Annotated in this window: 30 protein-coding genes; 17 read left to right on the top strand and 13 right to left on the bottom strand. The window is 62.7% G+C overall.

Annotation, left to right across the window (positions count from 1 at the left end):
• The first annotated feature begins 50 nt into the window (after positions 1–50).
• Both ACZ5J0_RS18520 and ACZ5J0_RS18525 read left to right on the top strand, forming a co-directional pair.
• On the top strand, positions 51–995 hold the full coding sequence (locus ACZ5J0_RS18520) for a LysR substrate-binding domain-containing protein (protein WP_250821450.1): 945 nt from the start codon (positions 51–53) through the stop codon (positions 993–995).
• A gap of 124 nt (positions 996–1,119) precedes the next feature.
• On the top strand, positions 1,120–1,341 hold the full coding sequence (locus ACZ5J0_RS18525) for a hypothetical protein (protein ID WP_024818582.1): 222 nt from the start codon (positions 1,120–1,122) through the stop codon (positions 1,339–1,341).
• A 204-nt stretch (positions 1,342–1,545) separates the two neighbouring features.
• Here the strand turns inward: ACZ5J0_RS18525 and ACZ5J0_RS18530 are convergent, their stop codons facing one another.
• Together ACZ5J0_RS18530 and ACZ5J0_RS18535 are read right to left on the bottom strand one after the other, a co-directional pair.
• Positions 1,546–2,220: a 4-carboxy-4-hydroxy-2-oxoadipate aldolase/oxaloacetate decarboxylase gene (locus ACZ5J0_RS18530; RefSeq protein WP_024818583.1), complete on the bottom strand. Its 675-nt coding sequence runs from the start codon at positions 2,218–2,220 to the stop codon at positions 1,546–1,548.
• Positions 2,221–2,233: 13 nt separating this feature from the next.
• A complete protein-coding gene (locus tag ACZ5J0_RS18535) occupies positions 2,234–3,442 on the bottom strand; it encodes an aspartate transaminase (protein WP_464093762.1) in 1,209 nt (402 codons plus the stop codon).
• A gap of 307 nt (positions 3,443–3,749) precedes the next feature.
• Here ACZ5J0_RS18535 and ACZ5J0_RS18540 point away from each other — a divergent pair, with 307 nt between their 5' ends.
• Positions 3,750–4,292, top strand: a complete 543-nt coding sequence (locus tag ACZ5J0_RS18540; RefSeq protein WP_250821448.1) for a hypothetical protein — start codon at positions 3,750–3,752, stop codon at positions 4,290–4,292.
• 53 nt (positions 4,293–4,345) lie between these two features.
• Positions 4,346–4,723 carry a nuclear transport factor 2 family protein gene (locus tag ACZ5J0_RS18545; RefSeq protein WP_250821447.1) on the top strand — a complete coding sequence of 126 codons (378 nt, stop codon included), beginning with the start codon at positions 4,346–4,348 and terminating at the stop codon, positions 4,721–4,723.
• Between the two features lies 1 nt (position 4,724).
• Here ACZ5J0_RS18545 and ACZ5J0_RS18550 read toward each other — a convergent pair whose 3' ends face one another.
• The 6 genes from ACZ5J0_RS18550 to ACZ5J0_RS18575 all read right to left on the bottom strand — a co-directional run bounded on the left by ACZ5J0_RS18550 (position 4,725) and on the right by ACZ5J0_RS18575 (position 11,160).
• A complete protein-coding gene (locus tag ACZ5J0_RS18550; RefSeq protein ID WP_464093763.1) occupies positions 4,725–5,528 on the bottom strand; it encodes an HpcH/HpaI aldolase family protein in 804 nt (267 codons plus the stop codon).
• Positions 5,513–6,298: a 2-oxo-hept-4-ene-1,7-dioate hydratase gene (hpaH, locus tag ACZ5J0_RS18555; RefSeq protein WP_142937541.1), complete on the bottom strand. Its 786-nt coding sequence runs from the start codon at positions 6,296–6,298 to the stop codon at positions 5,513–5,515. The genes ACZ5J0_RS18550 and hpaH overlap by 16 nt, the downstream gene beginning before the upstream one ends.
• A gap of 3 nt (positions 6,299–6,301) precedes the next feature.
• Positions 6,302–7,396: a 3,4-dihydroxyphenylacetate 2,3-dioxygenase gene (hpaD, locus tag ACZ5J0_RS18560; protein WP_166842509.1), complete on the bottom strand. Its 1,095-nt coding sequence runs from the start codon at positions 7,394–7,396 to the stop codon at positions 6,302–6,304.
• A 104-nt stretch (positions 7,397–7,500) separates the two neighbouring features.
• Positions 7,501–9,012 (bottom strand): 5-carboxymethyl-2-hydroxymuconate semialdehyde dehydrogenase, encoded by a 1,512-nt coding sequence (gene hpaE / locus ACZ5J0_RS18565; protein ID WP_464093764.1) that lies wholly within the window; start codon positions 9,010–9,012, stop codon positions 7,501–7,503.
• An 11-nt stretch (positions 9,013–9,023) separates the two neighbouring features.
• A complete protein-coding gene (locus ACZ5J0_RS18570) occupies positions 9,024–9,698 on the bottom strand; it encodes a GntR family transcriptional regulator (protein WP_223941175.1) in 675 nt (224 codons plus the stop codon).
• Positions 9,691–11,160, bottom strand: coding sequence for a fumarylacetoacetate hydrolase family protein (locus tag ACZ5J0_RS18575; protein ID WP_464094751.1), 1,470 nt, complete (start codon positions 11,158–11,160; stop codon positions 9,691–9,693). The genes ACZ5J0_RS18570 and ACZ5J0_RS18575 overlap by 8 nt, the downstream gene beginning before the upstream one ends.
• Positions 11,161–11,415: 255 nt before the next feature.
• Between ACZ5J0_RS18575 and ACZ5J0_RS18580 the strand changes: the two genes are divergently transcribed.
• Complete coding sequence (locus tag ACZ5J0_RS18580; RefSeq protein ID WP_166842512.1) at positions 11,416–12,120, top strand: alpha/beta fold hydrolase; 705 nt, start codon at positions 11,416–11,418, stop codon at positions 12,118–12,120.
• Here ACZ5J0_RS18580 and ACZ5J0_RS18585 read toward each other — a convergent pair.
• The gene (locus ACZ5J0_RS18585) at positions 12,117–12,542 is read right to left on the bottom strand and encodes a hypothetical protein (RefSeq protein ID WP_464093765.1); all 426 of its coding nucleotides are present in this window, start codon (positions 12,540–12,542) and stop codon (positions 12,117–12,119) included. The two genes, ACZ5J0_RS18580 and ACZ5J0_RS18585, sit on opposite strands and share 4 nt — an antisense overlap.
• A 629-nt stretch (positions 12,543–13,171) precedes the next feature.
• Between ACZ5J0_RS18585 and ACZ5J0_RS18590 the strand changes: the two genes are divergently transcribed.
• From ACZ5J0_RS18590 to ACZ5J0_RS18600, 3 genes are all read left to right on the top strand, one after another.
• Positions 13,172–13,441, top strand: a complete 270-nt coding sequence (locus ACZ5J0_RS18590; RefSeq protein ID WP_142937534.1) for a GlsB/YeaQ/YmgE family stress response membrane protein — start codon at positions 13,172–13,174, stop codon at positions 13,439–13,441.
• Positions 13,434–13,694 carry a hypothetical protein gene (locus ACZ5J0_RS18595; protein ID WP_142937533.1) on the top strand — a complete coding sequence of 87 codons (261 nt, stop codon included), beginning with the start codon at positions 13,434–13,436 and terminating at the stop codon, positions 13,692–13,694. The genes ACZ5J0_RS18590 and ACZ5J0_RS18595 overlap by 8 nt, the downstream gene beginning before the upstream one ends.
• A 144-nt stretch (positions 13,695–13,838) precedes the next feature.
• Positions 13,839–14,732, top strand: a complete 894-nt coding sequence (locus tag ACZ5J0_RS18600; RefSeq protein WP_250821442.1) for an AraC family transcriptional regulator — start codon at positions 13,839–13,841, stop codon at positions 14,730–14,732.
• On the opposite strand, the gene ACZ5J0_RS18605 is transcribed toward ACZ5J0_RS18600, so the two are convergent.
• The 4 genes from ACZ5J0_RS18605 to ACZ5J0_RS18620 form a co-directional block, all read right to left on the bottom strand.
• The gene (locus ACZ5J0_RS18605) at positions 14,729–15,664 is read right to left on the bottom strand and encodes an SDR family oxidoreductase (RefSeq protein WP_464093766.1); all 936 of its coding nucleotides are present in this window, start codon (positions 15,662–15,664) and stop codon (positions 14,729–14,731) included. The two genes, ACZ5J0_RS18600 and ACZ5J0_RS18605, sit on opposite strands and share 4 nt — an antisense overlap.
• An 80-nt stretch (positions 15,665–15,744) precedes the next feature.
• Positions 15,745–16,548, bottom strand: a complete 804-nt coding sequence (locus ACZ5J0_RS18610; protein ID WP_464093767.1) for a DUF1206 domain-containing protein — start codon at positions 16,546–16,548, stop codon at positions 15,745–15,747.
• A gap of 119 nt (positions 16,549–16,667) precedes the next feature.
• Positions 16,668–16,871 (bottom strand): hypothetical protein, encoded by a 204-nt coding sequence (locus tag ACZ5J0_RS18615; protein ID WP_166842516.1) that lies wholly within the window; start codon positions 16,869–16,871, stop codon positions 16,668–16,670.
• A gap of 185 nt (positions 16,872–17,056) precedes the next feature.
• Complete coding sequence (locus ACZ5J0_RS18620) at positions 17,057–17,350, bottom strand: hypothetical protein (RefSeq protein ID WP_142937529.1); 294 nt, start codon at positions 17,348–17,350, stop codon at positions 17,057–17,059.
• Positions 17,351–17,538: 188 nt separating this feature from the next.
• Between ACZ5J0_RS18620 and ACZ5J0_RS18625 the strand changes: the two genes are divergently transcribed.
• From ACZ5J0_RS18625 to ACZ5J0_RS18665, 9 genes are all read left to right on the top strand, one after another.
• Complete coding sequence (locus ACZ5J0_RS18625) at positions 17,539–18,021, top strand: Asp23/Gls24 family envelope stress response protein (protein ID WP_142937528.1); 483 nt, start codon at positions 17,539–17,541, stop codon at positions 18,019–18,021.
• The gene (locus ACZ5J0_RS18630) at positions 18,018–18,209 is read left to right on the top strand and encodes a DUF2273 domain-containing protein (protein ID WP_142937527.1); all 192 of its coding nucleotides are present in this window, start codon (positions 18,018–18,020) and stop codon (positions 18,207–18,209) included. Before ACZ5J0_RS18625 ends, ACZ5J0_RS18630 begins: the two co-directional genes overlap by 4 nt.
• A gap of 20 nt (positions 18,210–18,229) precedes the next feature.
• Positions 18,230–18,595, top strand: a complete 366-nt coding sequence (locus ACZ5J0_RS18635) for a hypothetical protein (protein WP_223941181.1) — start codon at positions 18,230–18,232, stop codon at positions 18,593–18,595.
• Entirely contained in the window at positions 18,592–19,173 is a 582-nt protein-coding gene (locus ACZ5J0_RS18640) for a hypothetical protein (RefSeq protein ID WP_223941182.1), read from the top strand. The genes ACZ5J0_RS18635 and ACZ5J0_RS18640 overlap by 4 nt, the downstream gene beginning before the upstream one ends.
• Positions 19,170–19,775 carry a hypothetical protein gene (locus ACZ5J0_RS18645; protein WP_223941183.1) on the top strand — a complete coding sequence of 202 codons (606 nt, stop codon included), beginning with the start codon at positions 19,170–19,172 and terminating at the stop codon, positions 19,773–19,775. The genes ACZ5J0_RS18640 and ACZ5J0_RS18645 overlap by 4 nt, the downstream gene beginning before the upstream one ends.
• Before the next feature lie 72 nt (positions 19,776–19,847).
• Entirely contained in the window at positions 19,848–20,078 is a 231-nt protein-coding gene (locus ACZ5J0_RS18650) for a CsbD family protein (RefSeq protein WP_142937523.1), read from the top strand.
• A 105-nt stretch (positions 20,079–20,183) separates the two neighbouring features.
• The gene (locus ACZ5J0_RS18655) at positions 20,184–20,768 is read left to right on the top strand and encodes an RNA polymerase sigma factor (protein WP_238703312.1); all 585 of its coding nucleotides are present in this window, start codon (positions 20,184–20,186) and stop codon (positions 20,766–20,768) included.
• Positions 20,765–21,400 carry an Asp23/Gls24 family envelope stress response protein gene (locus ACZ5J0_RS18660; protein WP_142937521.1) on the top strand — a complete coding sequence of 212 codons (636 nt, stop codon included), beginning with the start codon at positions 20,765–20,767 and terminating at the stop codon, positions 21,398–21,400. The genes ACZ5J0_RS18655 and ACZ5J0_RS18660 overlap by 4 nt, the downstream gene beginning before the upstream one ends.
• On the top strand, positions 21,397–21,747 hold the full coding sequence (locus ACZ5J0_RS18665; protein WP_223941184.1) for a hypothetical protein: 351 nt from the start codon (positions 21,397–21,399) through the stop codon (positions 21,745–21,747). Before ACZ5J0_RS18660 ends, ACZ5J0_RS18665 begins: the two co-directional genes overlap by 4 nt.
• The last annotated feature ends 3 nt before the right edge of the window (positions 21,748–21,750 follow it).

The raw sequence follows: 21,750 nt of genomic DNA on the forward strand, positions 1-21,750 counted from the left end.
TCCCCTAACGCATGCCACCCGGGGACGTGGCTCTCCAGGAAGGCAGACCGATGGATACGCGCAAGCTCTCATACTTCGTGCAGATCGTTGACTCAGGCAGCATCACCAAAGCGGCGGCCGCTCTGCACGTGGCCCAGCCGGCCTTGAGCCAGCAGGTATCGGCGCTGGAGAACGACCTCAAGCAGCGCCTGCTGATCCGTAGCAAACAAGGCGTGGAACCCACCGCGGCCGGGCACACGCTTTACCGCCACGCGCAGTCGATCCTGCGGCTTGTGGAGCAGGCCAGGCAGGACGTCGCCTCCTCCGGAGCGGCACCCTCAGGCCGCGTCTCCATTGCGATCGCCCCGTACAGCATGGCCTCCAGCCTGACGCCCCAGATCATCAGCGAAGTCGGGCGGCGCTACCCGGACATCGTGGTCCATCTGACGGAGATCTTCGGCGGCGTTTTGAGTGAGGCCATCAAGAACGGCCGCTTGGACATGGCACTGATCTACGAGCCCGGGAAGATCCGGGGGGTTCAATTCACCACCATGATTGTGGAAGACCTTCACCTGGTAGTGCACCCTGATGTGGACATCAACCACGGCAAGGACACCATCACCCTTGCCGAAGCCAGCACCGTGGGACTGTTCCTCCCGGAAAAGAACCACACCCTGCGCCAGCTCATAGAGAAAGGCCTGGCAGAACAAGATCTACCCTTGAAGCTGGTGGGCGAAGTGGAATCCGTCCCCTCCCTCACCCGGCTCATCCGCGCCAACCTCGGCGGCACGGTATTGCCCAAGTCTGCCGCGGATGCGCTCTTCCCGGACCAGGACTTCAAGGTGCTGCGGATCGTGGAACCCGGCCTGCAGAGCAAGATCGCCCTCTGCACCCCGGACCACGAGCCCCTGTCCGAGGCCGCCTCTGCCGTGTTGCTGGTGGTCAAAGAGATGCTGCATCAACAACTGATCAACAAGTACGGGACAGACCCCGTGCAACTGCCGGCCCATCCATAACAAAGCCTTATCCGGACAGACGGCTTTGGTCTTATTCAAGACCGTTTTAATTTCCTAGTATCGAATTAGCAAACAATTCGAAACCAGCTCACGGATTCCGCGGGCACGCTCAAAGGAAACAACGGTGAAAAAGATCAGCACAGCCGGATGGGTATCGAATCCAACCCGCGGAACAGTCAGCGCACGGACCGGATTCCATTGCCCGCGGAATGGTTTTTGGCGTCCAATCGGAGGGATCGGCGAGCCGCTGTTCGTCTTTGAAGGAAGCCTGATGCCCACGCACGCAGGAAACAGCATCGAATGGCACTTGGTGGACACCCGTCCAGGACACTCCGGACTGGACTGAGCCAATAGCCCCGGCAGGCGCAGCCACACAACCCGGCCACCCGTCGTCGTGCATCACCTTCTCAGCTGCACCATCCAAGGCGTCCTGCCACCGCAGGGCGCCTTTTCTGTGCCTGAACGCAGACGGTCTGCCGTCAAAACAGCACACCAAAGGGGCCGGCCGCAGCGTCTTTCCAAGACGTGCGACCGGCCCCCGGAACAGCGATCAGTCTTCGACCAGGAGGCCCTTTTCCTTGAGCTTCTCCGTGAGGCCGCACAGCTCGATGGTGTTGCCGCCGTCGTGGTACAGCTTGATGAGTTCGCGCTCGTGGTCGTCGCGCGCCTGGGACAGGGCGATGACTTCCTCGGCTTCCTCGCGGCGGACCACCACAACACCGTCAGCGTCGCCGCGGAGGATGTCGCCCGGATAGATGATTTCGTCGCCGAAAACGATGGGGTGGTTGATGGGCCCGAGGGTTTCCTTGACCGTGCCCTTGATGCTGACGCTGCCGGAGAAGACGGGCAGGCCGAGTTCGATCAGGTCCTGGGTGTCGCGGACGCCGGAGTCGGTGACCATCCCGGCAATGCCCTTGGCTTTCATGGCGTTGCCCAGGACATCGCCGAACGTGCCGGCTTCAGCCATTTCCTGCGCGCCGACCAAGACCACGTCGCCGGCCTGCGCATAGTGAATGGCAACTTGGAGCATGAGGTTGTCCTGCGGAGCGCAGGCGACAGTCACGGCCGGGCCGCAGAAGGACATGGAGCGGTCGATCGGCTTGATCTTGGAGCTCAGAGCGCCGCGGCGGCCTTGGGCTTCGTGGATCGTTGCTGAGGAAAAGGCCGCGAGGCGGCTGACGACGTCTGCGTCGGGGCGCTCGAATTTGGTCTTGACGTGGATCATTTTCGGGTTCCTTCTAGTTGAGGGCGTTGACGGCATCGCGGATGGAGTCCACGCCCGCGTTGATGGTCTCCAGCGAGGTGGCAAAGGAGATCCGGAAGTACGGGCCGAGTCCGTAGGCCGAACCCTGGATGACAGCCACGCGGGCGGTGTCCAACAGGTACAGGGTGAAGTCCTGGTCGTTCTCGATGACGGACCCGGACTGGGTAGTCTTGCCGATCACTCCACTGCAGTTCACGTACGCGTAGAAGGCGCCTTCCGCCGGCGCAACGGACAGCCCGTTGATGGCGTTGAGGCCCTCGACGGCGGCGTCCCGGCGCTTGCGGTACACCTCCACGCTGTCGCGGACGAACGATTGGTCGCCGTTCAGCGCCGCCACCGCGGCGGCTTGGCTGATGGACGACGGGCACGACGACGTCTGGGACTGCAGCTTGTTCATGGCCGCAATCAGGGGCGCCGGTCCCACACCGTACCCGAGTCGCCAGCCGGTCATTGCGTACGCCTTGGAAACACCGTTGACCAGCAGGATGCGGTCTTTGAGCGCCGGGGCGGCGGTGACCAGGCTGGTCACGCGGCCGTCGCCAAAGTGGATTTCGTCGTAAATCTCATCGGTGAGGATGAAGACGTGCGGGTTTTCTTCGAGGACCGCGCCGAGTGCCTGCAGTTCCTCGCGGGTGTAGACGGCACCGGTCGGGTTGGACGGGGCGTTGAGGATGAGCCACTTGGTCTTGGGGGTGATGGCCTTCGCCAGCGCGGCCGGAGTGAGCTTAAAGCCTGTGTCTTCCCCGCAGGCGACGATCACCGGGGTGCCGTCGTTGGCAAGGACCATGTCCGGGTAGGAAACCCAGTATGGCGCGGGAACAATCACCTCGTCGCCCTCATTGAGCGATGCCATCAGTGCGACGTACAGGACCTGCTTGGCCCCGCCGCCAATGGTCAGCCGGTTCCGCTCATAGTGGTGACCGGTGTGGCCCTCGATCTTCCGCAGGATGGCGGTCTGCAGCTCCGGCGTACCGGTCACGGAGGTGTACTTGGTCTCTCCATTGTTGATCGCGTCGATGGCGGCTGCCTTGATGTGGTCCGGGGTATCGAAGTCCGGCTCGCCGACCGTCAGGTCGATGATCGGGATGCCTTCGGCTTTGAGTTCGCGGACACGGGCGGCCGCGGCGACGCTCGCTGAGGACTTGATGCGGGTGACCCTCGACGCCGGCAGGTAGTGCGACATGTCTCCTCCAGGAATGTGGGACTCAGGACGCACGGATTCGCGCATCCCCTTTTTCGAGACTAAGGATTCGCGCGGCCTGTGGATAAGACCTAATGTGCGTGGATCTATAAGGGGCTCTTATGACGCGGGTCTCTTTATGGGGTTTCAGAACCCATTCGGCGCACAGAATGCGTATGAACGCACCCTGAGGCACCTCTTCCATGCACTTTGCTTATGGGTTCACGCGGTATTGGTATTTCCTTGGACCGGTGAACACTGCCTAGATTCGAGGGGTCAGAAGTGCTGTTCCGAAACTGAAAGGGAGCCAATGACAACCCAACAAGAGTCAGGGCCCGCAGTTTCGCACCAAGCCAGGTCAGCCACCGGACGGTACACCTACCGGGCCAAGGCCCAGCGTCCGCAGACCACGGATCACAGTGATCACGCCAAGTTGGTGCATGCCCTCGGAGCGCATCGGCAGCTGCTGTCCCACGCAACGAGCGCCATTCGTACCCTGGCCGCTGCCAGGAACGAGCTGATTGCGCAGGCCATTGAGGATGGGCTCACCATCGCCACTGTTTCGGCGGCTACAGGGGAGAACATGAAGGCGGTCCGAACCATCGCTTTGGCTTATGACGATCTCCACCCGAGCGGGATCCCCCGCAACGTACACTTGTCCGACTTAAAGCAGAAGAGCGACGAACTCAGGGCCGCCGAATGTCATCGGGACCAGATCACCGAACGACGCGAGGCCCTCATTGTGATGGCCCTCCGCAATCGAGTCTGCGACGACCTGGAGCTCGCCTCACTGACCGGCCTCACTCCGGACCACATCCGCCGGTCAACGCGGGGGATCGCCCGGCCGGCCTGAGTTCCCTGGCCCTCACCGTTGAACCCACCGGCCCCGGAGGGTAGAACGGGTAGATGACCAACGACGTGAACTCCTGGATGGACAAGTACGAACGCGCGTGGACCTCGAATGAGCCCGAGGACGTCCGGGCACTCTTCACCGAGGATGCCGTCTACTACGACAAACCCAACACGGACAAACCATGGAAGGGCCACGAAGAGATCGTCAAAGCGTGGGCTGACGCCGGCGACAAGCCCGAGGACTGGACGTTCGAGTGGAACCTTCTGGGCCAGGACGGCGACACGGCTTTCGTCCAAGGCCTGACCACGTACCTGAACGGGGATCCCACCTACGACAACCTGTGGGTCATCCGCTTCGCCGAGGACGGACGCGCCCGCGAATTCACCGAGTGGTACATGGCGCGGAAGCCCACCCCGCCCGCACCCAACTGAGTCAGTAGCTGTCGCGCTCCGCGGTCTCGGACACGGGGATGAACGTTGAGGCGAACCCCTCAGACGCGCGGGCCAGCACCGCAACATCGGCGCCGACCAGCACAAAGGAGGCACCGGCGTCGAGATAGGCCCGGGCGGTTGATTCGTTGAAGGCGTTCACGCCGGCGGGCTTACTTGCCGCTTTTGCGGCTTCAAGGCAATGCTCGACGACGGCCCTCACCAGGGGATTTTCCTGCTGTCCCAGCAAGCCCATGGAGGCTGCTAGGTCCGAGGGGCCCAGGAAGATTCCGTCAACACCGTCGACGGCCAGAATCTCCTCGACGGCCGACGCCGCAGCCTCGGATTCGATCTGGACAGTGAGGCTGATGGACTCGGAGGCGTTGGCCAAGTAGTCCGGGACCCGGTTCCAGCGTGATGCGCGGGCCAGAGCCGAGCCGACTCCCCGCACCCCGAGTGGCGGGTACCTTACCGCGGCCACTGCGGTGGCTGCCTCGAAGGCCGAGTTCACCATGGGGATCAGCAGGTTCTGCACACCGAGGTCCAGGTATTGCTTGATGATCACGGTGTCGTTGACGGGTGGCCTGACCATGACCTGCGGCGGGTACCCGCTGACGGCGTGGAGCTGCGCAAGGATGGATTCGAGCCCGTTGGGGCTATGCTCGGCGTCGATCAGCAGCCAGTCCAAACCGGAGCCCGCGCAGATCTCCGCCACGAGCGGACTGCCGGAACAGACCCACATGCCGGCCAGCGGGCGGCCGGCTTCGGAGAGGGCCGAATAGAAGGTGGGGCTCAGCTGAAGTGACATGTCACAACTCCCAACGGTCCGTAGTCCGCGTGCACGGTATCACCTTTGTACACCCATAGGGGACGTGTAAACGAGCCCGCCAGGATGATATCTCCGGCTTTCATCGAGTCACCGTGCGCGGCAATTTTGTTGGCCAGCCAGTGGACCCCGTTGGCCGGGTGATCGAGCACTCCAGCGGCCACTCCGGTCTCTTCCACGGTCTGGTTTTTGTACAGAATGGCGGAGACCCAGCGGAGGTCGACGGCGTCGGGCCGCACCGGGCGGCCGCCCACCACCATGGCGCCCATCGCAGCGTTGTCCGAGATGGTGTCCACGATGGTCCGGCCCTCCATTTCGATCCTGGAGTCCAGGATCTCGAGGGCCGGGACCACGTAGTCGGTGGCGTTGAGGACGTCGAAAATGGTGCAGCCAGGTCCTTTGAGCGCGTCTTTGAGGACAAACGCCAACTCCACCTCAACCCGCGGATGCGTGTACTGGTCCCACTCCACTGAGCAGCCGGTTTCCAGGACCATGTCATCGAAAATGGCACCGTAATCAGGCTCGGTGATGCCCGTGGCGGCCTGCATGGCTTTGGACGTGAGGCCGATCTTCCGCCCCACCAACGTGCGGCCTGCTTCTTCGTTCCGCCGCATCCAGAGCTGCTGAACGGCGTAGGAGTCCTCCACCGTCATATCGGGGTAGCGGGCAGTCAACCGCGGAACCGGCGTACGGGAACGGCCGGCTTCGAGGAGCTCGTCGGCAATGGCTTCGATCGTCTTCGCGTCCATCATGGTTTAGACCTGCGCTCCCAGTTTGAAGCCCTCGGCAGCTTCGCCGGAGGCAGCGTCGGCGCGGGTGTAGGAGAAGCCATCGGCGCCCACGGTGACGGCCATTTCGGACTTGTCTTCGCGTTCAATAATGGGCTGCGGGTTTCCGTCGAGGTCCAGGACCGGGGAGGCCTCCGTGTACCAGGACGGGACCACGGGGTTCCCCCACCAGTCACGGCGCTGGTTGTCGTGGACGTCCCACGTGACGGTGGGGTTGTCCGGGTCTCCGGTGTAGTAGTCCTGGGTGTAGATCTCCACGCGGTGGCCGTCCGGGTCCAGGATGTAGAGGTAGAACGCGTTGGACACGCCGTGGCGCCCGGGGCCGCGTTCGATCCTGTCAGAGATGCGCAAGGCGCCCATCTTGTCGCAGATCTGGATGATGTTGTGTTTCTCGTGCGTGGAGAACGCGATGTGGTGCAGGCGGGGTCCGTTGCCGCCGGTCAGGGCGGTGTCGTGCACGGTCTGCTTGCGGTGCATCCAGGCGGCGTACGTGACGCCGTCGGAATCTTTGATGTCCTCAGAGACGCGGAAGCCCAGATCCTCGAGATAGGCCCGGCCGCGCGGAACGTCCGGGGTGACCTGATTGAAGTGGTCCAAGCGGACCAGTTCACCGGCGGAGTAGAGGTCGTAGCGCTGGGTGAGGCGTTCCACGTGCTCCACGTCGTAGAAGAACTCGTACGGGAAACCCAGCGGGTCCTCCACGCGGACGGAGTCGCCCACGCCCTTGGTGAAGCCTTCCTTGCGGCGTTCCACCCGGCAGCCCAGCTCGCGGTAGTATGCCTCGGCGGCGTCCACCTCGGCCGGGGACTTCACCCGGTACGCGAACGCTGCAGCGGCGGCGACGGGGCCCTTGCGAAGGACCAGGTTGTGGTGGATGAACTCCTCGAAGGAGCGCAAGTAGATGGTGTTCTCGTCCTCTTCGGTGACGTGCAGGCCCAGGAGGTCCACGTAGAACGCGCGGGACTTCTCGAGGTCAGTGACCACGAGTTCCAGGTAGGCGCAGCGGACAATGTCCGGCGCGGGGACCGACGGTGTGGGGATGGGGCCGGTGAAGTTGCTCATGGGATTCTCTCTTCGTTGAAAGGGGTCAGGTGGATGGAGTTTTTGTACAGGTACGGCCCTTTAGAACGGGTTTTAGGGGCGTTATCTGTACAAAAACTCCGAGTTTAGGCGCCGAATTTGGGGGTGTGCACGGATCCGAGGGTGATGTGCACGGCCTGCTGGTCGGTGTAGAAATCGATGGAGCGGTAGCCGCCCTCATGGCCCAGACCGGACGCCTTCACGCCACCGAACGGGGTGCGGAGATCGCGGACATTGTGGCTGTTGAGCCACACCATGCCGGCTTCCACGTTCTGGGAGAAGTTGTGGGCCCGGGTCAGGTTCTGCGTCCAGATATAGGCCGCCAGGCCGTACTTGGTGTTGTTGGCCAAGGCGAGGGCTTCGTCGTCGTTCTCGAAGGGCGTGATGGCCACGACGGGACCGAAGATTTCCTCTTGGAAGATCCGCGCGTCAGGCGCGACGTCGGCAAACACCGTGGGTGCGATGTAGTTGCCTTCAGGGAGGTGGTCGGGTCGGCCGCCACCGGCCAGGAGCCGGCCTTCGGACTTGCCGATCTCCACGTAGGACGCCACCTTGTTGTAGTGCTCGGGGTGGACGAGTGCGCCCACCTGGGTCTTGGGATCGTGGGGATCGCCCACCACGATCTTCTTGGCCCGGGCGGCGTACTTCTCGCAGAATTCGTCGTAGATGGCCCGCTCCACCAGGATGCGGGAGCCGGCGGTGCAGCGCTCGCCGTTGAGCGAGAAGACCCCAAAGAGCGCGGAATCAATGGCTGCGTCCAGGTCTGCATCTGCGAACACGACACACGGGGACTTGCCACCGAGCTCCATGGACAGGCCCTTGAGGTTTTCGGCCGCGTTCCGGAAGATGGTCTGGCCCGTGGTGGTCTCACCGGTGAAGGAAATCAGCGGAACATCCGGGTGCTTCACCAGTGCATCGCCGGCTTCTTCACCCAGGCCGTTGACCAGGTTGAACACACCGTCAGGCAAGCCTGCGTCCTTGAAAATCTGCGCCCACAGTGACGCGGACAAAGGTGTGAATTCGGCAGGTTTCAGGACCACGGTGTTGCCCGTGGCCAGGGCCGGGGCAAGCTTCCAGGACTCCAGCATGAACGGGGTGTTCCACGGGGTGATCAGGCCGGCGACGCCGATCGGCTTCCGGTTCACGTAGTTAATTTGTGAGCCCGGGACCTTCATGGCGTCGTCGAACTGGGCCACGATCAGGTCCGCGAAGAAGCGGAAGTTCTCCGCCGCACGGAGGGCCTGGCCCTTGGCCTGGGTAATCGGCAAGCCGGTATCGAACGTCTCAAGTTCGGCGAGGCGTGCTTCCTGCGCCTCCACGGCATCGGCGATCTTGTTCAACACCCGTGCACGCTCGCGGGGCTTCATCTTCGGCCACGGCCCATTAACGAAGGCTTCACGGGCGGCGGCGACAGCAAGGTCGATGTCTTCCTTTTGGCCGGCAGCAGCGGTGGCGTAGTTGCCGTTGGATACCGGATCCAGGACGTCGAAGGTCTTGCCGGACACCGAGTCAACGAACTCACCGTTGATGAAGTGCTGGATGTGGGTGGGCAGGTCCTGGGGGACGTAGTGCTTGATGGTTTCTGTAGAGGTACTCATCATTGAAGTCCTTACTGGTTCTTTGCTGTGGCGAGGTACGCGTCCAAGGTGGCGGCGCGGTGTTGTCGGGCTGCTTTTTCGATGGTGTCGGCATCTGCTCCGCCCTCGATGAGCTGAAGGAGTGCCTCGTGTTCGCGCACCGATTCCTGGGCGCGTCCGGGGACAAAACGGAAGGTGGACGATCGCAGGGACGCCAGCCTGTTCCACCCCCGGTGCACGAGGTCCAGGATGTGCGGGTTGGGGCAGTGCTCAAACAGGACGCTGTGGAAATCCTGGTTCAGCGCGGTGAAGCGGACGGGATCAAAATGCTCCAGGCATTCGCGCATCTCGGCGTTGACCGCACGCGCACGTTCTATGGCAATGGCATCGATCAGTGGCGCGGACAACGCGGTGGCCGCACCTTCCACGATGCTCAGCGTCTGCATGGTGTAGAGGTACTCGGTGGGATCAATGCCCGAGACCGTGGCGCCCACGTTCCGCTCGAACTTCACCAGCCCTTCGGCCTCCAGCCGGCGGATCGCTTCCCGCACGGGAACCACGCTAAACCCCAGGTCCTCGGCGATCTTGGCGAGCACTAGCCGGTACCCCGGCGTGTAGGTGCCCTGGATGATCCGCTCCTTGACGGCGGCATACGCCTGCTGGGATTTACTCTCGACGGCGGCGCTCTCGACGGCGGTTTCAGGCACCGTGGGCTCCTTCCGCGGTTTGCTGGCGAGCGGACCACTCCTGGAAGCGTGCCTGCCATTCCTTGTTCATGGGGTAGAGCCCGTCAACGCTGTTGCCTTCCTGCACCATCTGGAAGATGAAGGTTTCTTCCTTCTCCTGGGCAATGCAGTCATCGGCAAGTTCATCGGCGATGGCCGGCGGGATCACCAGAATGCCGTCCGAGTCGGCCACAATGATGTCCCCCGGCTGCACGGTAGCGCCGCCGCAGGCGATGGTGATGTCCGTGTCCCACGGAATGTGGCGGCGGCCCAGCACTGCCGGGTGCGGGTTGGCGAAGTAAGTAGGCATGTCAAGGTCAGCCACGGCCGAGTAGTCGCGGACGCCGCCGTCAGTGATGATCGCAGCGGCGCCGCGCACCTGGGCCCGCAGCGCCAGGATGTCCCCCACGGTGCCGGTGCCCTTCTCGCCGCGGGCTTCCATGACCAGGACTTCGCCCTCGTTCACGGAATCGATGGCACGTTTCTGGGCGTTGAATCCGCCGCCATGGGTTGTAAACAGGTCCTCGCGGTTGGGAACGTAACGGAGAGTCCTGGCGAGGCCCACCACTTTGCGGTCCGGACGGGTTGCCTGCAGTCCGTCGATGCTGACATTGTTCAGTCCACGCTTGCGGAGCTGGGAAGAAAGGGTCGCCGTAGCAACGGACTCCAGCTTCGCCTTCAGCGCCGGAGTCAGCACGGAAACGGCAGGAGCCAAACCGGCAGCTTCGCGCGATCCGTAGGCCTCTTCCCGCTGGGTGTCATCAGTCCTGGGCCGCGCACCAAAGTTCGCGAACGGCGTCGTACCTTCCGTTACTCTGGTGGCCAGGCGGCCGCTGCTGAAGTCACCGCCGGTGACTTCAATTTCGACGACGTCACCTGGCTTGGCGACGGACGCTCCGGCGGGGGTGCCGGTGAGGATGATGTCGCCCTCTTCCAGGGTGAGCAGCTGGGAAAGGTCCGCGACGAGCTGCGCGAACGGGAAGAGCAGGTCCTCGGTGGTGTCGTCCTGGACCAGGTCCCCGTTGTGCCAGGTGCGAATTCGCAACTGGGCCGGGTCAACGGCGTCGGCCGGGATCAGCGCGGGACCAACGGGAGTGAAGCCGTCGCCGCCTTTGGAGCGGACATTGGAGCCCTTGTCCGCGTAACGGAGGTCGTACACGCCGAGGTCGTTGGACGCCGTGACCCACTCGACGTGGCTCCAAGCGTCCTCAAGACTGACGCGGCGGGCGGACTTGCCGATCACCAGCGCGATCTCACCCTCATAGCCAAGCAGTTCACAACCGGCCGGGCGCTCTACCGTGCCTGGAGCTTCAGTGGTGCCGAGCGCCAGCGAGGACGACGGCTTCAGGAAGTACGACGGCTGTTCAGGGGTGCGTCCGCGCTGTGCGGCTCGGCTGGGGTAGTTGATGTGGACGGCAATGACTTTGCGCGTCCGGGCCAGCATGTCCTGGCTGACTTCCTGGGTCCGAAACTCCAATGTCACGGCGCCTCCTCTTCCTCGAATACGATCAAGTACGAAATCGTATACGAATTACTATGACGGCGAACGTGACCTTCGTCAACCCCCCGTACGCACCCAACCGAGTAGCAGCAGAGCGCGTTTTCAGCGCTCACAACGCGCTCTGCTGCGACCTGGTTGGGTGAGGGTGGGTTTGGGGGAAGCCTACAAACTGTCGGTGGGCTCCCGTAGGGTACCGGCATGGACATCATCCTTGTACCCGGATTCTGGTTGGACGCATCGTCGTGGGAGGAGGTGACGCCGCCCCTGGAAGCAGCTGGCCACACGGTTCATCCGCTGACGCTGCCAGGGCTGGAGTCGGTGGATGCCTCACGCGCGGGCATCGGCCTCCGCACGCACATTGACTCCGTGGTGGCGAAGGTGGACTCTCTGGACGGCAAAGTCATCCTTGTGGGCCATTCTGGTGGAGGCGCCATCATCCACGGCGTGGCAGACACCCGCCCGGACCGGGTGGCCCACGCCATTTACGTTGACAGCGGACCGCTCGGTGAGGGCGGAGTCATCAATGATGAACTGCCCGACGACGGCGACGACCTCCCGCTGCCGCCTTGGGAACTGTTCGAAGACGAAGACCTGATTGACCTAACTGACGAGCTTAAGGAAGCGTTCCGTGCGCGGGCCATACCGGAGCCCAAAGGCGTTGCCTTTGACCAGCAACACCTGAGCGATGTCCGGCGCTACGACGTTCCGGCCACCATCATTGCCTGCCAGTTCCCGTCCTCTCTCCTCAAGGAGTGGATGGATGCCGGGCACCCCTTCACCGCGGAACTCGCCAGGATCCATGACGTCGAGTACATCGACCTCCCCACGGGACACTGGCCGCAATTCACCAAACCCAAGGAACTGGGCGAGGCGATCCTGACTGTGGTGGAACGCGTCAGCTAAGACTTGGGCGGCGTGTTGGTGGCAGGCCCTTCCGGTGCAGCGCCGCCCTCGCCGGTCCAGTCGCTTCCTGTGGTGTCATCAAGGGCGGGATCAGAGACGACATCCGACTTAATGGTGGGAACGGTGGACGTGCTGCTGGAAGTGGAGTCCGTGTGCTGGCCCGACTTGGGGGAAGTAATGCCCGGGAACATGGTCTCGGCCTTTTCCATCAACTTCTTGCCGGCCTCATACAGGTTGTCCAGAATGTCCGGAACCGACTCTTGGACCGCTTCCGTAGCTTGATGGACGTTCTCTTGCACGTCCGGGTTCTTCCAGACCTTCTCCGTGCCTCCGCGGATCCGCCGGTACACCTCCGGCCAGGACTTCGATCCCCACACGTAGCCGACAGCCACGCCAACTGCGAACAATGCTTTGCCTTTCACAGCGATCACTCCTTTCGAGGTGTTTGTATATCGACATTAGCCCCGCGCGCCGCACCCTGTCACCTGCACTTTGACGGCGGGGCGGCTTATTTGATGGCGGGGTGACTTAACTGTGACCGCCAAAATAGAGCATTAAATTCAACTGCTTTGCCAACCATTGGAATTCCACAGAACTGACAGGATGACAACCCCATGGATGAAAACCCTGAGGACCGGGGCTGCGGGCCGAGGGCCGGAGGAGCATTCGGATGCAAACCCGAAGCCGTCGCGCGAGAAAGTTCAGCGCACTGCCAAGGGGTTCATGGACTCCCATAAGGGCCACTGGAGCACGAATCCCCGGTGTTTGGAGGCCGCAAGCAAGGGCGCGCTAATAGTCAGGTTACTTGCTACTAGTCCCGGGAGCAGCTAGCGTTGCTGATGTAGCACCCAGTCCGACCCCATCGGCGCGGGTACTTTGTTCGCTGTAATTCATAATTTCATCGGGGTTGCGCAGTTCGTTCCACTCCCCACATTCCATAGGGCCTTCAGGGCCCGCATTTGGTGCCTACATTTTGGAACAGGGCACCCGATGAACTGAACCTCTTCATAATGTTCATGGGATCTCCATCAACAAGAAAGTAGGAACAAAAATGGGTTTCTTTGGTTTTCTTCTGCTCGGTCTTTTGGCCGGCGCTATCGCTAAGCTTATTCTTCCCGGCCGTCAGGGTGGCGGCTGGCTCATCACTCTCGTGTTGGGCGTCGTCGGCGCACTCCTGGGTGGTTGGATCGGCAGCCTCATCTTCGGCACCGGGCTGCAGGAATTCTTCTCCCTCACCACGTGGCTCCTGGCCATCGGCGGCTCCATCATCGTGCTGCTGATCTACGGCCTGGTCACCGGCCGCAAGGCACACCATGGCTAACAGCCAGAACCACGACGCCAACGGCGATGAACTCGACGGCCAGTATGTCGAGGGCGATTACGGCGACGCAGGCGCGTCACCGGAAACGCTGAAGGAGGACGCCGGCGGTGATTACACCGAGGGCGACTACGCCGAGAAGACGGTCCCATCCGCGGACGCAGAGCTCGACGAGCACAACACGGAAGACACCCCAAAGGACCGGCCCTTCTCATCCGAACCGGATGAAGAAGCGTCAGGCTCCAGTCGGCCGTAACATCTGAATACAGTCAAGAGCCCGGAGAACTGCAGCTGCAGTCTCCGGGCTCTTGCGTTGCCCGGGACCTGATATTTTCGGGCACGGATTGTTGGGCGCTCGGCCTGGACACGCGGGTAGCGTCGAAGGAAAGGATGGAGGCAGGTGCAAGAGGGAGACGGGGTGCCGGACATGATGCACGGCTGGAACCGGGCAATAGGGCTGATCGAGCAGGACTTGACCACGGACATCGAAGTACGGTTTTTGGCCAAAGCCGCTTTGACGTCCGAGTATCACTTCAGACGGATGTTTTCCTCCCTGGCAGGCATGCCGGTTTCTGAGTACATCCGTAGGCGGCGCCTCACCGCAGCCACGGCGGAGATCCTGGAGGGCCTTACGGTCCTGGACGTGTCCGTTCGCTACGGATACGGATCGGCAGAAGCATTCGCCCGTGCCTTCAAGGCCATGCACGGACTGAGCCCCTCCGAGGCACGGCTTCCGGGCGCAGTTCTCCATTCCCAGCCTCAACTGAGGTTCCACCTCCGAGTCGAAGGGAACACCGACATGAAACACCGCATAGAAGACAAAGAAGCTTTCCGCCTTATTGGCCTCAAAGCCCGCGTACCGCTGGTCTACGAAGGACCCAACAACGCCATCATCGAATTCCAGCGCGGCGTGGATCCTTCTGTCACCAAGCGTTTGCTGGAGCTTGCTGATATGGATCCGGCCGGCCCTGTGTCCGTAACGGACAACCTCGAAGAACAGCGCACCGAGGGCAGCGAACTGGACTACTGGCACGCGGTGGCCTCTACCCAAGCGGCTCCGGAAGGTTTCGAGTCCCTTGAAGTCCCGGCAGGCTTATGGGTGGTCTTTGAAGCTGAGGGAAAGTTCCCGGAAGTCCTGCAGGGCATGTGGGCAGACGCCGCAACGGAATGGTTTCCTGCCAACCCTTACAGGTGGGCACCGGGACCCGAAATGCTCAGCGTCCAAGTGGGGCCCGGGGGCACGCACGGCCGCGGCCAGTTGTGGATCCCCGTGGAAAGGGAAGAAGCGGGTTAAAGCCCCTTGCCACCCGTGACGGGAAGGACCGCCCCTGAGATGTAGGATCCTTCGTCGGATGCCAGCAGCACGTAGGCCGGTGCCAGCTCGGCCGGCTGGCCTGCCCGGCCCAGGGGCGTGTCCTGCCCGAACGTGGGCAGTTTGTCCGGCCATTCGGTAGCTGGGATCAGCGGAGTCCAGATGGGGCCCGGCGCCACAGCATTGACGCGGATACCCTTGGGTCCCAGTTCCTCGGCCATGGCCTTGGTGAAGGCTACTTGTGCTGCCTTGGTCATGGCGTAATCGACCAACTGTGCGGAGGGGTTGAAGGCCTGTATCGAGGCCGTGACAATGATGGAGGCACCTGGACGAAGATGCGGAATGGCTGCCTGTGCCGTCCAGATGAGGGAATACAGATTGGTCTTGAAGACGCGGTCGAACTCCTCGGTGGGGATAGTCTCCAGCCCTTCGCGGTTCTTCTGGTACGCCGCGTTCAACACCACTACATTGAGCCCGCCAAGCTCCTGCACCGTACGTTCCACGATCTGCGCCGCGAAGCCTTCATCCCGTGCGTCGCCGGGCAGCAGCAGGACCTGCGAGCCGCACTCACGGATCCATTCCGCCGTCGACTGCGCGTCTTCTTCTTCCTCCGGCAGGTAGCTGATAGCCACGTTGGCACCTTCACGGGCGTACGCGATGGCGACTGCCGCGCCGATGCCCGAGTCACCGCCGGTGATGAGCGCGATCTTGCCTTGGAGACGCCCATGCCCCACGTAACTTTTCTCGCCGTGATCTGGTTGCGGATCCAACGGTCTGGTAAGTCCGGGCTGTTTCTGTTCCTGCTGGGGGAACTTGCCCGAGTGGTACCCGCTGCGGGGGTCCGATGGTGCGGAGGAGAGGCGGTTTCCGTCGGTTAGCGGCTTATCAGCCTGGTTCGGATCACCTTGCGTCATGGTTCTGCCCCTTTTCAGATTGCACTACACGGTTCCTGTGCCCTGTACCCAGCCTCCCAAGCTCCTAAACCCGGATAGCCCTAGGTCCGCAGCGTCCTCGCTTTGACCATGAGAAACAGACCGTAGGCAATGAGCCCCAGAGCCACGGCAGCCAACAGATAAGGCCCGTAGGGCTGCTCCTTCAGGGCTTTCAGGCCGCCGTCAAGCCCGGTTGATTGTTCGGGCTGGGCGCGGGCCGCGGCAATAACCACCAGCAGGCCAACCAGGAACAAAGCGATTCCTTTTGCGATGTAGCCCACCACGCCAACCCAGAGTTGGAACTTATGCACCGTCTGCTTGGACGACAGCGAAAGGTCTTTGGTGAACTTCTTCCGGAAGCCCCTGACCACAAACACGATGCCGGTAATGGCGATACCTGCACCAAGGGCAATGAGCAGGAATACCCCGAACGGCGCCTGCATGAGAGTCGCGGTGAAGTCGCTGCTGGACTCCCTGCTGTTCTGGCCTTGCCCCAGCACGAAGGACACGATGGTGGCAGCCAAGGCGGCGAATACCAAGGCCTGGCCAAGGGCAGAGAGCCTCTTGGTCAGCTTGTTGTCCGAGACGTTCCGATAACCAAGGATGGCGTTTCCCAATTGCCACAGAGCAAGCGCCGCACAGGCCGCGAAGCAGGCCCAGAGCAGGACGGGTCCGGCTGGCTTGTTGGCCAGCTCGGTCACTGCCCCGCTGACGTCGGCCTCGCCGCTGCGGCCCACCGCGAGCTGGATTGCGATGACGCCAATGAGGACGTGCAGCAGGCCGCTCACGGCGTATCCCGCGCGGGCAACGGCTGCGAAAGTCTGCGAATTAGCGGCTTCCTCGGCCACGTCGGCGGCCTTTCTCATCTCATCCTTGATGACAAGCCTCCTTGTTGAGTGGACTGGATTCCATGGTCCCTTAAACGACGTCGGGCAGGGTACCTTCCAAGGGAAAGGTCCCTGCCCGAATCACAAACCGTGGTGTCCTAGAACCCAACAACCGACTGCGGCCAGATGCTCCGGAGACCCGCGCCAAGGGGATTGAACTGCTCACGGATGGTCACCACCGCACGGGCCTGACCAGCGGCGTCCGCGGCATGGCCAGCGGTGTCGGCCGTGCCCGCAAGTGCTTCGGACTTCGTGTGAGCCGAGCCGGCAGTTACGGACTTGGCGGAGATCTGGTCAGTCATTTCGGTGGTCCTTCCTGGAAGTTCCCGTCAGCTAATTGGCTGATGTTTCAACCATCGGACGGGGTCCTCAAGAAGGACGCCGGGTCATCTCAAGATTCCCTCAAGATTTCGCACCAGCGCACCAGCGGGACTGCATGAGGAGACTCAAGGCATATCCAGCATCTTCCGGGCACAGGGCCGCAGGGCTACTCCTCCAGGCGCTCGTTCAGCAACTGCTCTATATCGGCAAAACCAAGTCCCGCCGCGATGGCAAGATCCGGAAGGCCCGCACCGGCCGCTGCGGCGGCACGCATTGCCGTAGCCAGGCAATCCCGCGCCTCGTCCATCTCCCATTGAAGACCCTCAACCCGCGCGGAGGCCGTCCACACTTCGTCCAGCAGGCTGGTCCTCACTGAGGGACTGGAGGTGGCACTTGGCGCCCCGGAGGTCACCGTAGGGAGAGCCTCGCCCTGTTCTTCACTCACAAGTACTGCAGTCATTAGAGCCCTCCCGTGTAAGAATGTGTCTCGACAAACTAGTTATATGGGAATCTAACTAAATAAGCCAGTGATGACCTTCGGACATGTGATGCACATCACATAAATCAACCGTGAGGAATGCCCCAGTCGTCACGTCCTATTCATGACGGCGCAACAAGCACCGCATCAAACCGAAAGGAGTGATCGTCTTGACGATCCAAACGCACACCCCCGCAGACGTTCCCGCCAAGAACTCCCAGGCGACCCCGGCACCCGTGCTGGACACCCCCAACAAGGGTAAAGACGGCCGCGGAGCCACCACCGTCGCCGACGGCGTAGTAGCAAAAATTGCGGGCATCGCCATCCAGGAAATTCCCGGCGTACACGCCCTTGGCGGTGGAGCAGCCAGGGCAATCGGCAATCTCCGCGAGAAGGTGGGCCAGAAGGACCTCACCCAAGGCGTCAGCGTAGAAGTGGGGCAGACCCAGGTGGCTGTGGACGTGACCCTGGTGGTCGAATACCCCCATCCGCTTCAGGAAGTCGCAGACAACGCACGCGACGCTGTCTACACCGCGATCGAAGACCTGGTGGGCATGGAAGTCACGGAAGTCAACGTCACCATCACTGACATCCACGTGCCGTCCGACGACGCAGACGTAGAGGACTCCGAGCGTGAACCGAGGGTGTCATGAACCCCACTATCGCCGGCGTAGCCATCGGCGCCATCCTGGCCGTGGCGGGGCTCGCCTTCGGGTTCTGGGGCCTGCTGCTCACGGCACTGTTCATGGGAATCGGAGCAGTGCTGGGCCGCGCAGCCGAAGGAAAGCTTGACCTTCGCGGGGTGCTGGACGCCTTGCGGGGCAAGCGCTCATCCACATGAACGGGACAAGATCCGCCACCATGAGTCCCCCCACGAGGCGGCCTGACGGCAAGGAAACACGGGGCCATAACCGGATCACCCATCACGCGATCCGGCAAACCGTGGAAGCAGTCACCGCCCGGGCCTTCCGCGTCGGCAAAGACAACGTCACCGCTGCTTTGGAGGACGACGCCGGCAAACTCGGCGTCAGCGTCTCCATCAAGTTGAGGCTCGAGCCACTTTTGGAACCGCGGAACAGTAGCGGCACCATCTTCGAACGGGCTCAGCAGGCCCGCGCTGAGATCACGTCCCGGGGTACCGAACTCACCGGACTGGAGATCGGACGGGTGGACATCCGCCTTACCGGCGGGAAACAGGAAGTGCCCAAGGAAAGGAGAGTGACATGAGCAAGGATCCACACATCCGGCGCCTGGTTCGCCGGGAAACGCACTCTTCCCGCGCCGTGCCCTCCATCCTGACGGCTTCTGTCCTGCTGGCAGCCTCGCTCTGGCTGAGCCTCGAATCCGTGCTGTGGTTACTCAAGGATCAACCCCTGCTCGCCAGCCCGGCCCAGATGCTGCGGTGGCTGGAGGAACTTCCGGGAAAGACTGTCCCGGCGGGCCTGATCGCGGCCGGCATCGGCGTGGCATTGCTCGGGCTGCTCGTCCTGGGACTCGGTGTGGGGAGGGGCCGTCGGCGCCGCCGTTCCCTGGAAAGCGACCGCGCAGCAGTAGTGGTGGACGACGACGTCATCGCAGCAGCCGTCTCCGGACGGGTTCGGCTCGCCGCCGGCCTTGCACCGGGCCAGGCGACCACCACCGTGGGCGGACGCTCAGTGCGAGTCCAAGTGCGTCCGACGTCGGGCCAACCGCTCGCGGTGGACAGGGTACGGGAAGCGGTCGACGGCGAACTGGCCGCCTACGGATTGGACCGCCGGATGACATCCGGCGTCCGGGTTCTGACGGAAGGAGCGGTGGGGCAATGAGAAACACACATCGGGGCCTCAACCGGATTTTGCTGACCCTCGTGGGGATCCTGTTGCTGGGTATTGGTGCCGCACTCATCGCGACCGGTACCCTCCCATCGGCGGCGGACATCTGGACCACCACGGCATCCTCAGTGCGGGACCAGGCCCGGAGCCTTGCCGGGACGGCACCTCTACCCGAACCCGTTCGGAGTTGGTGGCTGGTGCTGGGAGTTGCCCTGCCCTTGGTGGGCGCAGTCCTCAGCGTCGCCTGGCTGGCGAGCCAAGGCGGAGGCAAAACACCCCGCCTGGCCGAGCAATCCGAGGGTACCGCCGGACGAACTGTTGTTGACGCCGGGCTGGTCTCCACCGCTATCCGGGAAGCCCTCAACGGGAACAAGGATGTGCTCTCAACCTCCGTCTCCGCTTGGGAATCACGCCGTGGCACCGCGCTCCACATCCGCCTGGAGGCCCGCAAAGGGGCATCCCCCAGGGAGCTCACGCACACGGTGGAACACCTCCTCCGGAGCACCGACTCCTGGCTGGGACATCCATTGCCCGCGCTGGTCCGGATCACCAGCGGCCCACGCACACAGATTTCCGGAACCCGTCGCGCGCGGTGACCGTCTCTCAGAATTTCCACTAAAACACGCGCGACTCAGCAGAGACCGTGCACAACAAGAAAAGGGAACACCATGGGAATCAACGACAAGATCAACAACGCAGCCACCGAGCACCTCGGTGCAGCCAAGGAAGGCGCCGGAAAGCTCACCGGCGATCAGTCGCTGGAGCGCGAGGGGCAGCACGATCAGGCACAAGCCAAGATCCAGCAGGCAGGCGAAAAGGTCAAAGACGCTGCGGCCGATATCACCGAGAACATCAAGGATGCGGCGCAGAAGCTCAAAGAAGGTTTCTCCAAAAAGTAGCTTCCGGCCCGGGACGGTTCTGCTGGCCAGCGGGACCGTCCCGCCACTGAGCATCATCAGGACCACCGAGACCTTGGACGACCATAGATGGGGAAGGCAGAAAACGTGACTGGTTCACCCGCAGCGCAGCACCAATTGGATCTGGTGCCCGATGCTCTGCTGGCCGGCCGGGCCGCAGACGGTGACACCGCAGCCTTCGAGGCACTGGCGCGGCGCCACGGCCCGTTGATGCGGGCCACGGCCCGGCGATTGACCGGCTCACAAGCCGACGCCGACGACGTCGTGCAGGAAACACTCGTCCAAGCCTGGAAGCAACTGGACAACCTCCGCGACCCCGCAGCAGTCAAGGGATGGTTGCTCAGGATTGTCGGCAGCCGCAGCATCGACCACCTCCGGAGACGCCGCAATCATGCAGGCCTCGACGCCGTGGAGAACCAGGTGGAACACGACGCCAAGCCGCAGGCAGCGGACCCCGAGCACAGCGCAGTTATCACCTCCCGCGTGGAGGCCCTAAAAGCGGCGCTCGCAAAGCTTCCCGAGGAACAACGGCGATGTTGGGTTCTTAAGGAATTCAATGACCAGAGCTACGAGGAGATCGCACTGACGTTGAATATCAGCCAAGCCAGTGTCCGCGGCCGCTTGGCCCGGGCACGGATCACCCTTGCGCGCATGATGGAGGAATGGCGATGAACACCCCCGAAGACTCCTTGGACTGCGGGCACAGCCTTGCCGAACTAAGCACTTATCTGGACACCGGAGAGATTGCAGATCCCGCCCATCTCCACTCATGCCCTGAATGCCAAGCTGGCCTGGCATCGTTGCGCCGGCTATCCCAACTGGGCAGCGAACTGCTGACGTCGGATCTGGCCGATGCAGGCTCGGGCCATGACGACTGGATGCAGTCCATTCTGGACAACCTCCGGCTGGAGCTGCGTCCAGGCAGGAGCATTCCCCTGCAGGCCGGGAACCCGAAGGACACCCTTTGGGAAACCGAGGGTTCAATCTCAGCACTCATCCGATCCGTGGCTGACGCCCTGCCTGGCACGGCCGCCGGCAAGTGCCGGTTGCATGGCGACGTCACCACACCAGGAGCCGGAATTACCGTGGACGTGGAGATAGCCGTGGTGTACGGACACCCCCTGGATGAACGTGCCGAAGAGCTGCGCCGTGAGTTGGCGCAGACGCTCGCCTTCCAAACGGAGCTAAACATCGAGACCATCAACATCACCGTGAGGGACGTTCTGGAACCGCCTTCGGCCGCAGACCAGGTTCCCTCTCCACCCACCAGCCCCGCACCCACCACTCGGGAGGATCAGCCATGACGGAACATCTGGAACCCGGGAGCATCCAATCCGCAGGTGCTTCACCCGCAGTGGCGGAGGAACTGCTCGGTGTCATCCAAGGAGTGGAGGGAGTTTCTGCCGTATATCCGGCCCAGCCCTTATGGCAGTCGATAGCGGGTGCGGCCATGGCTGCCGTGACCGGGGAGATTCTTCCCTTGGTCTCCGTCACCGGCGATGGAGATGCGCTCGAAGTCAAGGCCCGGATTGGTGTGGGCACCCTTCGCCCCGCACCCAACGTGGCCCGCGAAGTAGCCGGCGCGGTCCGCACGCACCTGCTCCCCCGGGATGCCGCCGTCGAGGTATACGTGGTCAAGGTAGGACCCTGACCG

It is taken from the genome of Arthrobacter sp. DualSoilB13 (assembly GCF_055389195.1).

Bases quoted from the DNA above. Each gene is read 5' to 3' on its own strand.
- ACZ5J0_RS18520 (WP_250821450.1), top strand. From the start codon at position 51: ATGGATACGCGCAAGCTCTCATACTTCGTGCAGATCGTTGACTCAGGC.
- ACZ5J0_RS18575 (WP_464094751.1), bottom strand. From the start codon at position 11,160: ATGCTGGCCCGGACGCGCAAAGTCATTGCCGTCCACATCAACTACCCC.
- ACZ5J0_RS18580 (WP_166842512.1), top strand. From the start codon at position 11,416: ATGGACATCATCCTTGTACCCGGATTCTGGTTGGACGCATCGTCGTGG.
- ACZ5J0_RS18610 (WP_464093767.1), bottom strand. From the start codon at position 16,548: ATGAGAAAGGCCGCCGACGTGGCCGAGGAAGCCGCTAATTCGCAGACT.
- ACZ5J0_RS18605 (WP_464093766.1), bottom strand. From the start codon at position 15,664: ATGACGCAAGGTGATCCGAACCAGGCTGATAAGCCGCTAACCGACGGA.
- hpaH (WP_142937541.1), bottom strand. From the start codon at position 6,298: ATGATGGACGCGAAGACGATCGAAGCCATTGCCGACGAGCTCCTCGAA.
- ACZ5J0_RS18535 (WP_464093762.1), bottom strand. From the start codon at position 3,442: ATGTCGCACTACCTGCCGGCGTCGAGGGTCACCCGCATCAAGTCCTCA.
- ACZ5J0_RS18635 (WP_223941181.1), top strand. From the start codon at position 18,230: ATGAGTCCCCCCACGAGGCGGCCTGACGGCAAGGAAACACGGGGCCAT.
- ACZ5J0_RS18550 (WP_464093763.1), bottom strand. From the start codon at position 5,528: ATGTCACTTCAGCTGAGCCCCACCTTCTATTCGGCCCTCTCCGAAGCC.
- ACZ5J0_RS18540 (WP_250821448.1), top strand. From the start codon at position 3,750: ATGACAACCCAACAAGAGTCAGGGCCCGCAGTTTCGCACCAAGCCAGG.
- ACZ5J0_RS18645 (WP_223941183.1), top strand. From the start codon at position 19,170: ATGAGAAACACACATCGGGGCCTCAACCGGATTTTGCTGACCCTCGTG.
- ACZ5J0_RS18630 (WP_142937527.1), top strand. From the start codon at position 18,018: ATGAACCCCACTATCGCCGGCGTAGCCATCGGCGCCATCCTGGCCGTG.
- ACZ5J0_RS18620 (WP_142937529.1), bottom strand. From the start codon at position 17,350: ATGACTGCAGTACTTGTGAGTGAAGAACAGGGCGAGGCTCTCCCTACG.
- ACZ5J0_RS18545 (WP_250821447.1), top strand. From the start codon at position 4,346: ATGACCAACGACGTGAACTCCTGGATGGACAAGTACGAACGCGCGTGG.
- ACZ5J0_RS18615 (WP_166842516.1), bottom strand. From the start codon at position 16,871: ATGACTGACCAGATCTCCGCCAAGTCCGTAACTGCCGGCTCGGCTCAC.
- ACZ5J0_RS18650 (WP_142937523.1), top strand. From the start codon at position 19,848: ATGGGAATCAACGACAAGATCAACAACGCAGCCACCGAGCACCTCGGT.
- ACZ5J0_RS18590 (WP_142937534.1), top strand. From the start codon at position 13,172: ATGGGTTTCTTTGGTTTTCTTCTGCTCGGTCTTTTGGCCGGCGCTATC.
- ACZ5J0_RS18660 (WP_142937521.1), top strand. From the start codon at position 20,765: ATGAACACCCCCGAAGACTCCTTGGACTGCGGGCACAGCCTTGCCGAA.
- hpaD (WP_166842509.1), bottom strand. From the start codon at position 7,396: ATGAGCAACTTCACCGGCCCCATCCCCACACCGTCGGTCCCCGCGCCG.
- ACZ5J0_RS18595 (WP_142937533.1), top strand. From the start codon at position 13,434: ATGGCTAACAGCCAGAACCACGACGCCAACGGCGATGAACTCGACGGC.
- ACZ5J0_RS18530 (WP_024818583.1), bottom strand. From the start codon at position 2,220: ATGATCCACGTCAAGACCAAATTCGAGCGCCCCGACGCAGACGTCGTC.
- hpaE (WP_464093764.1), bottom strand. From the start codon at position 9,012: ATGAGTACCTCTACAGAAACCATCAAGCACTACGTCCCCCAGGACCTG.
- ACZ5J0_RS18665 (WP_223941184.1), top strand. From the start codon at position 21,397: ATGACGGAACATCTGGAACCCGGGAGCATCCAATCCGCAGGTGCTTCA.
- ACZ5J0_RS18640 (WP_223941182.1), top strand. From the start codon at position 18,592: ATGAGCAAGGATCCACACATCCGGCGCCTGGTTCGCCGGGAAACGCAC.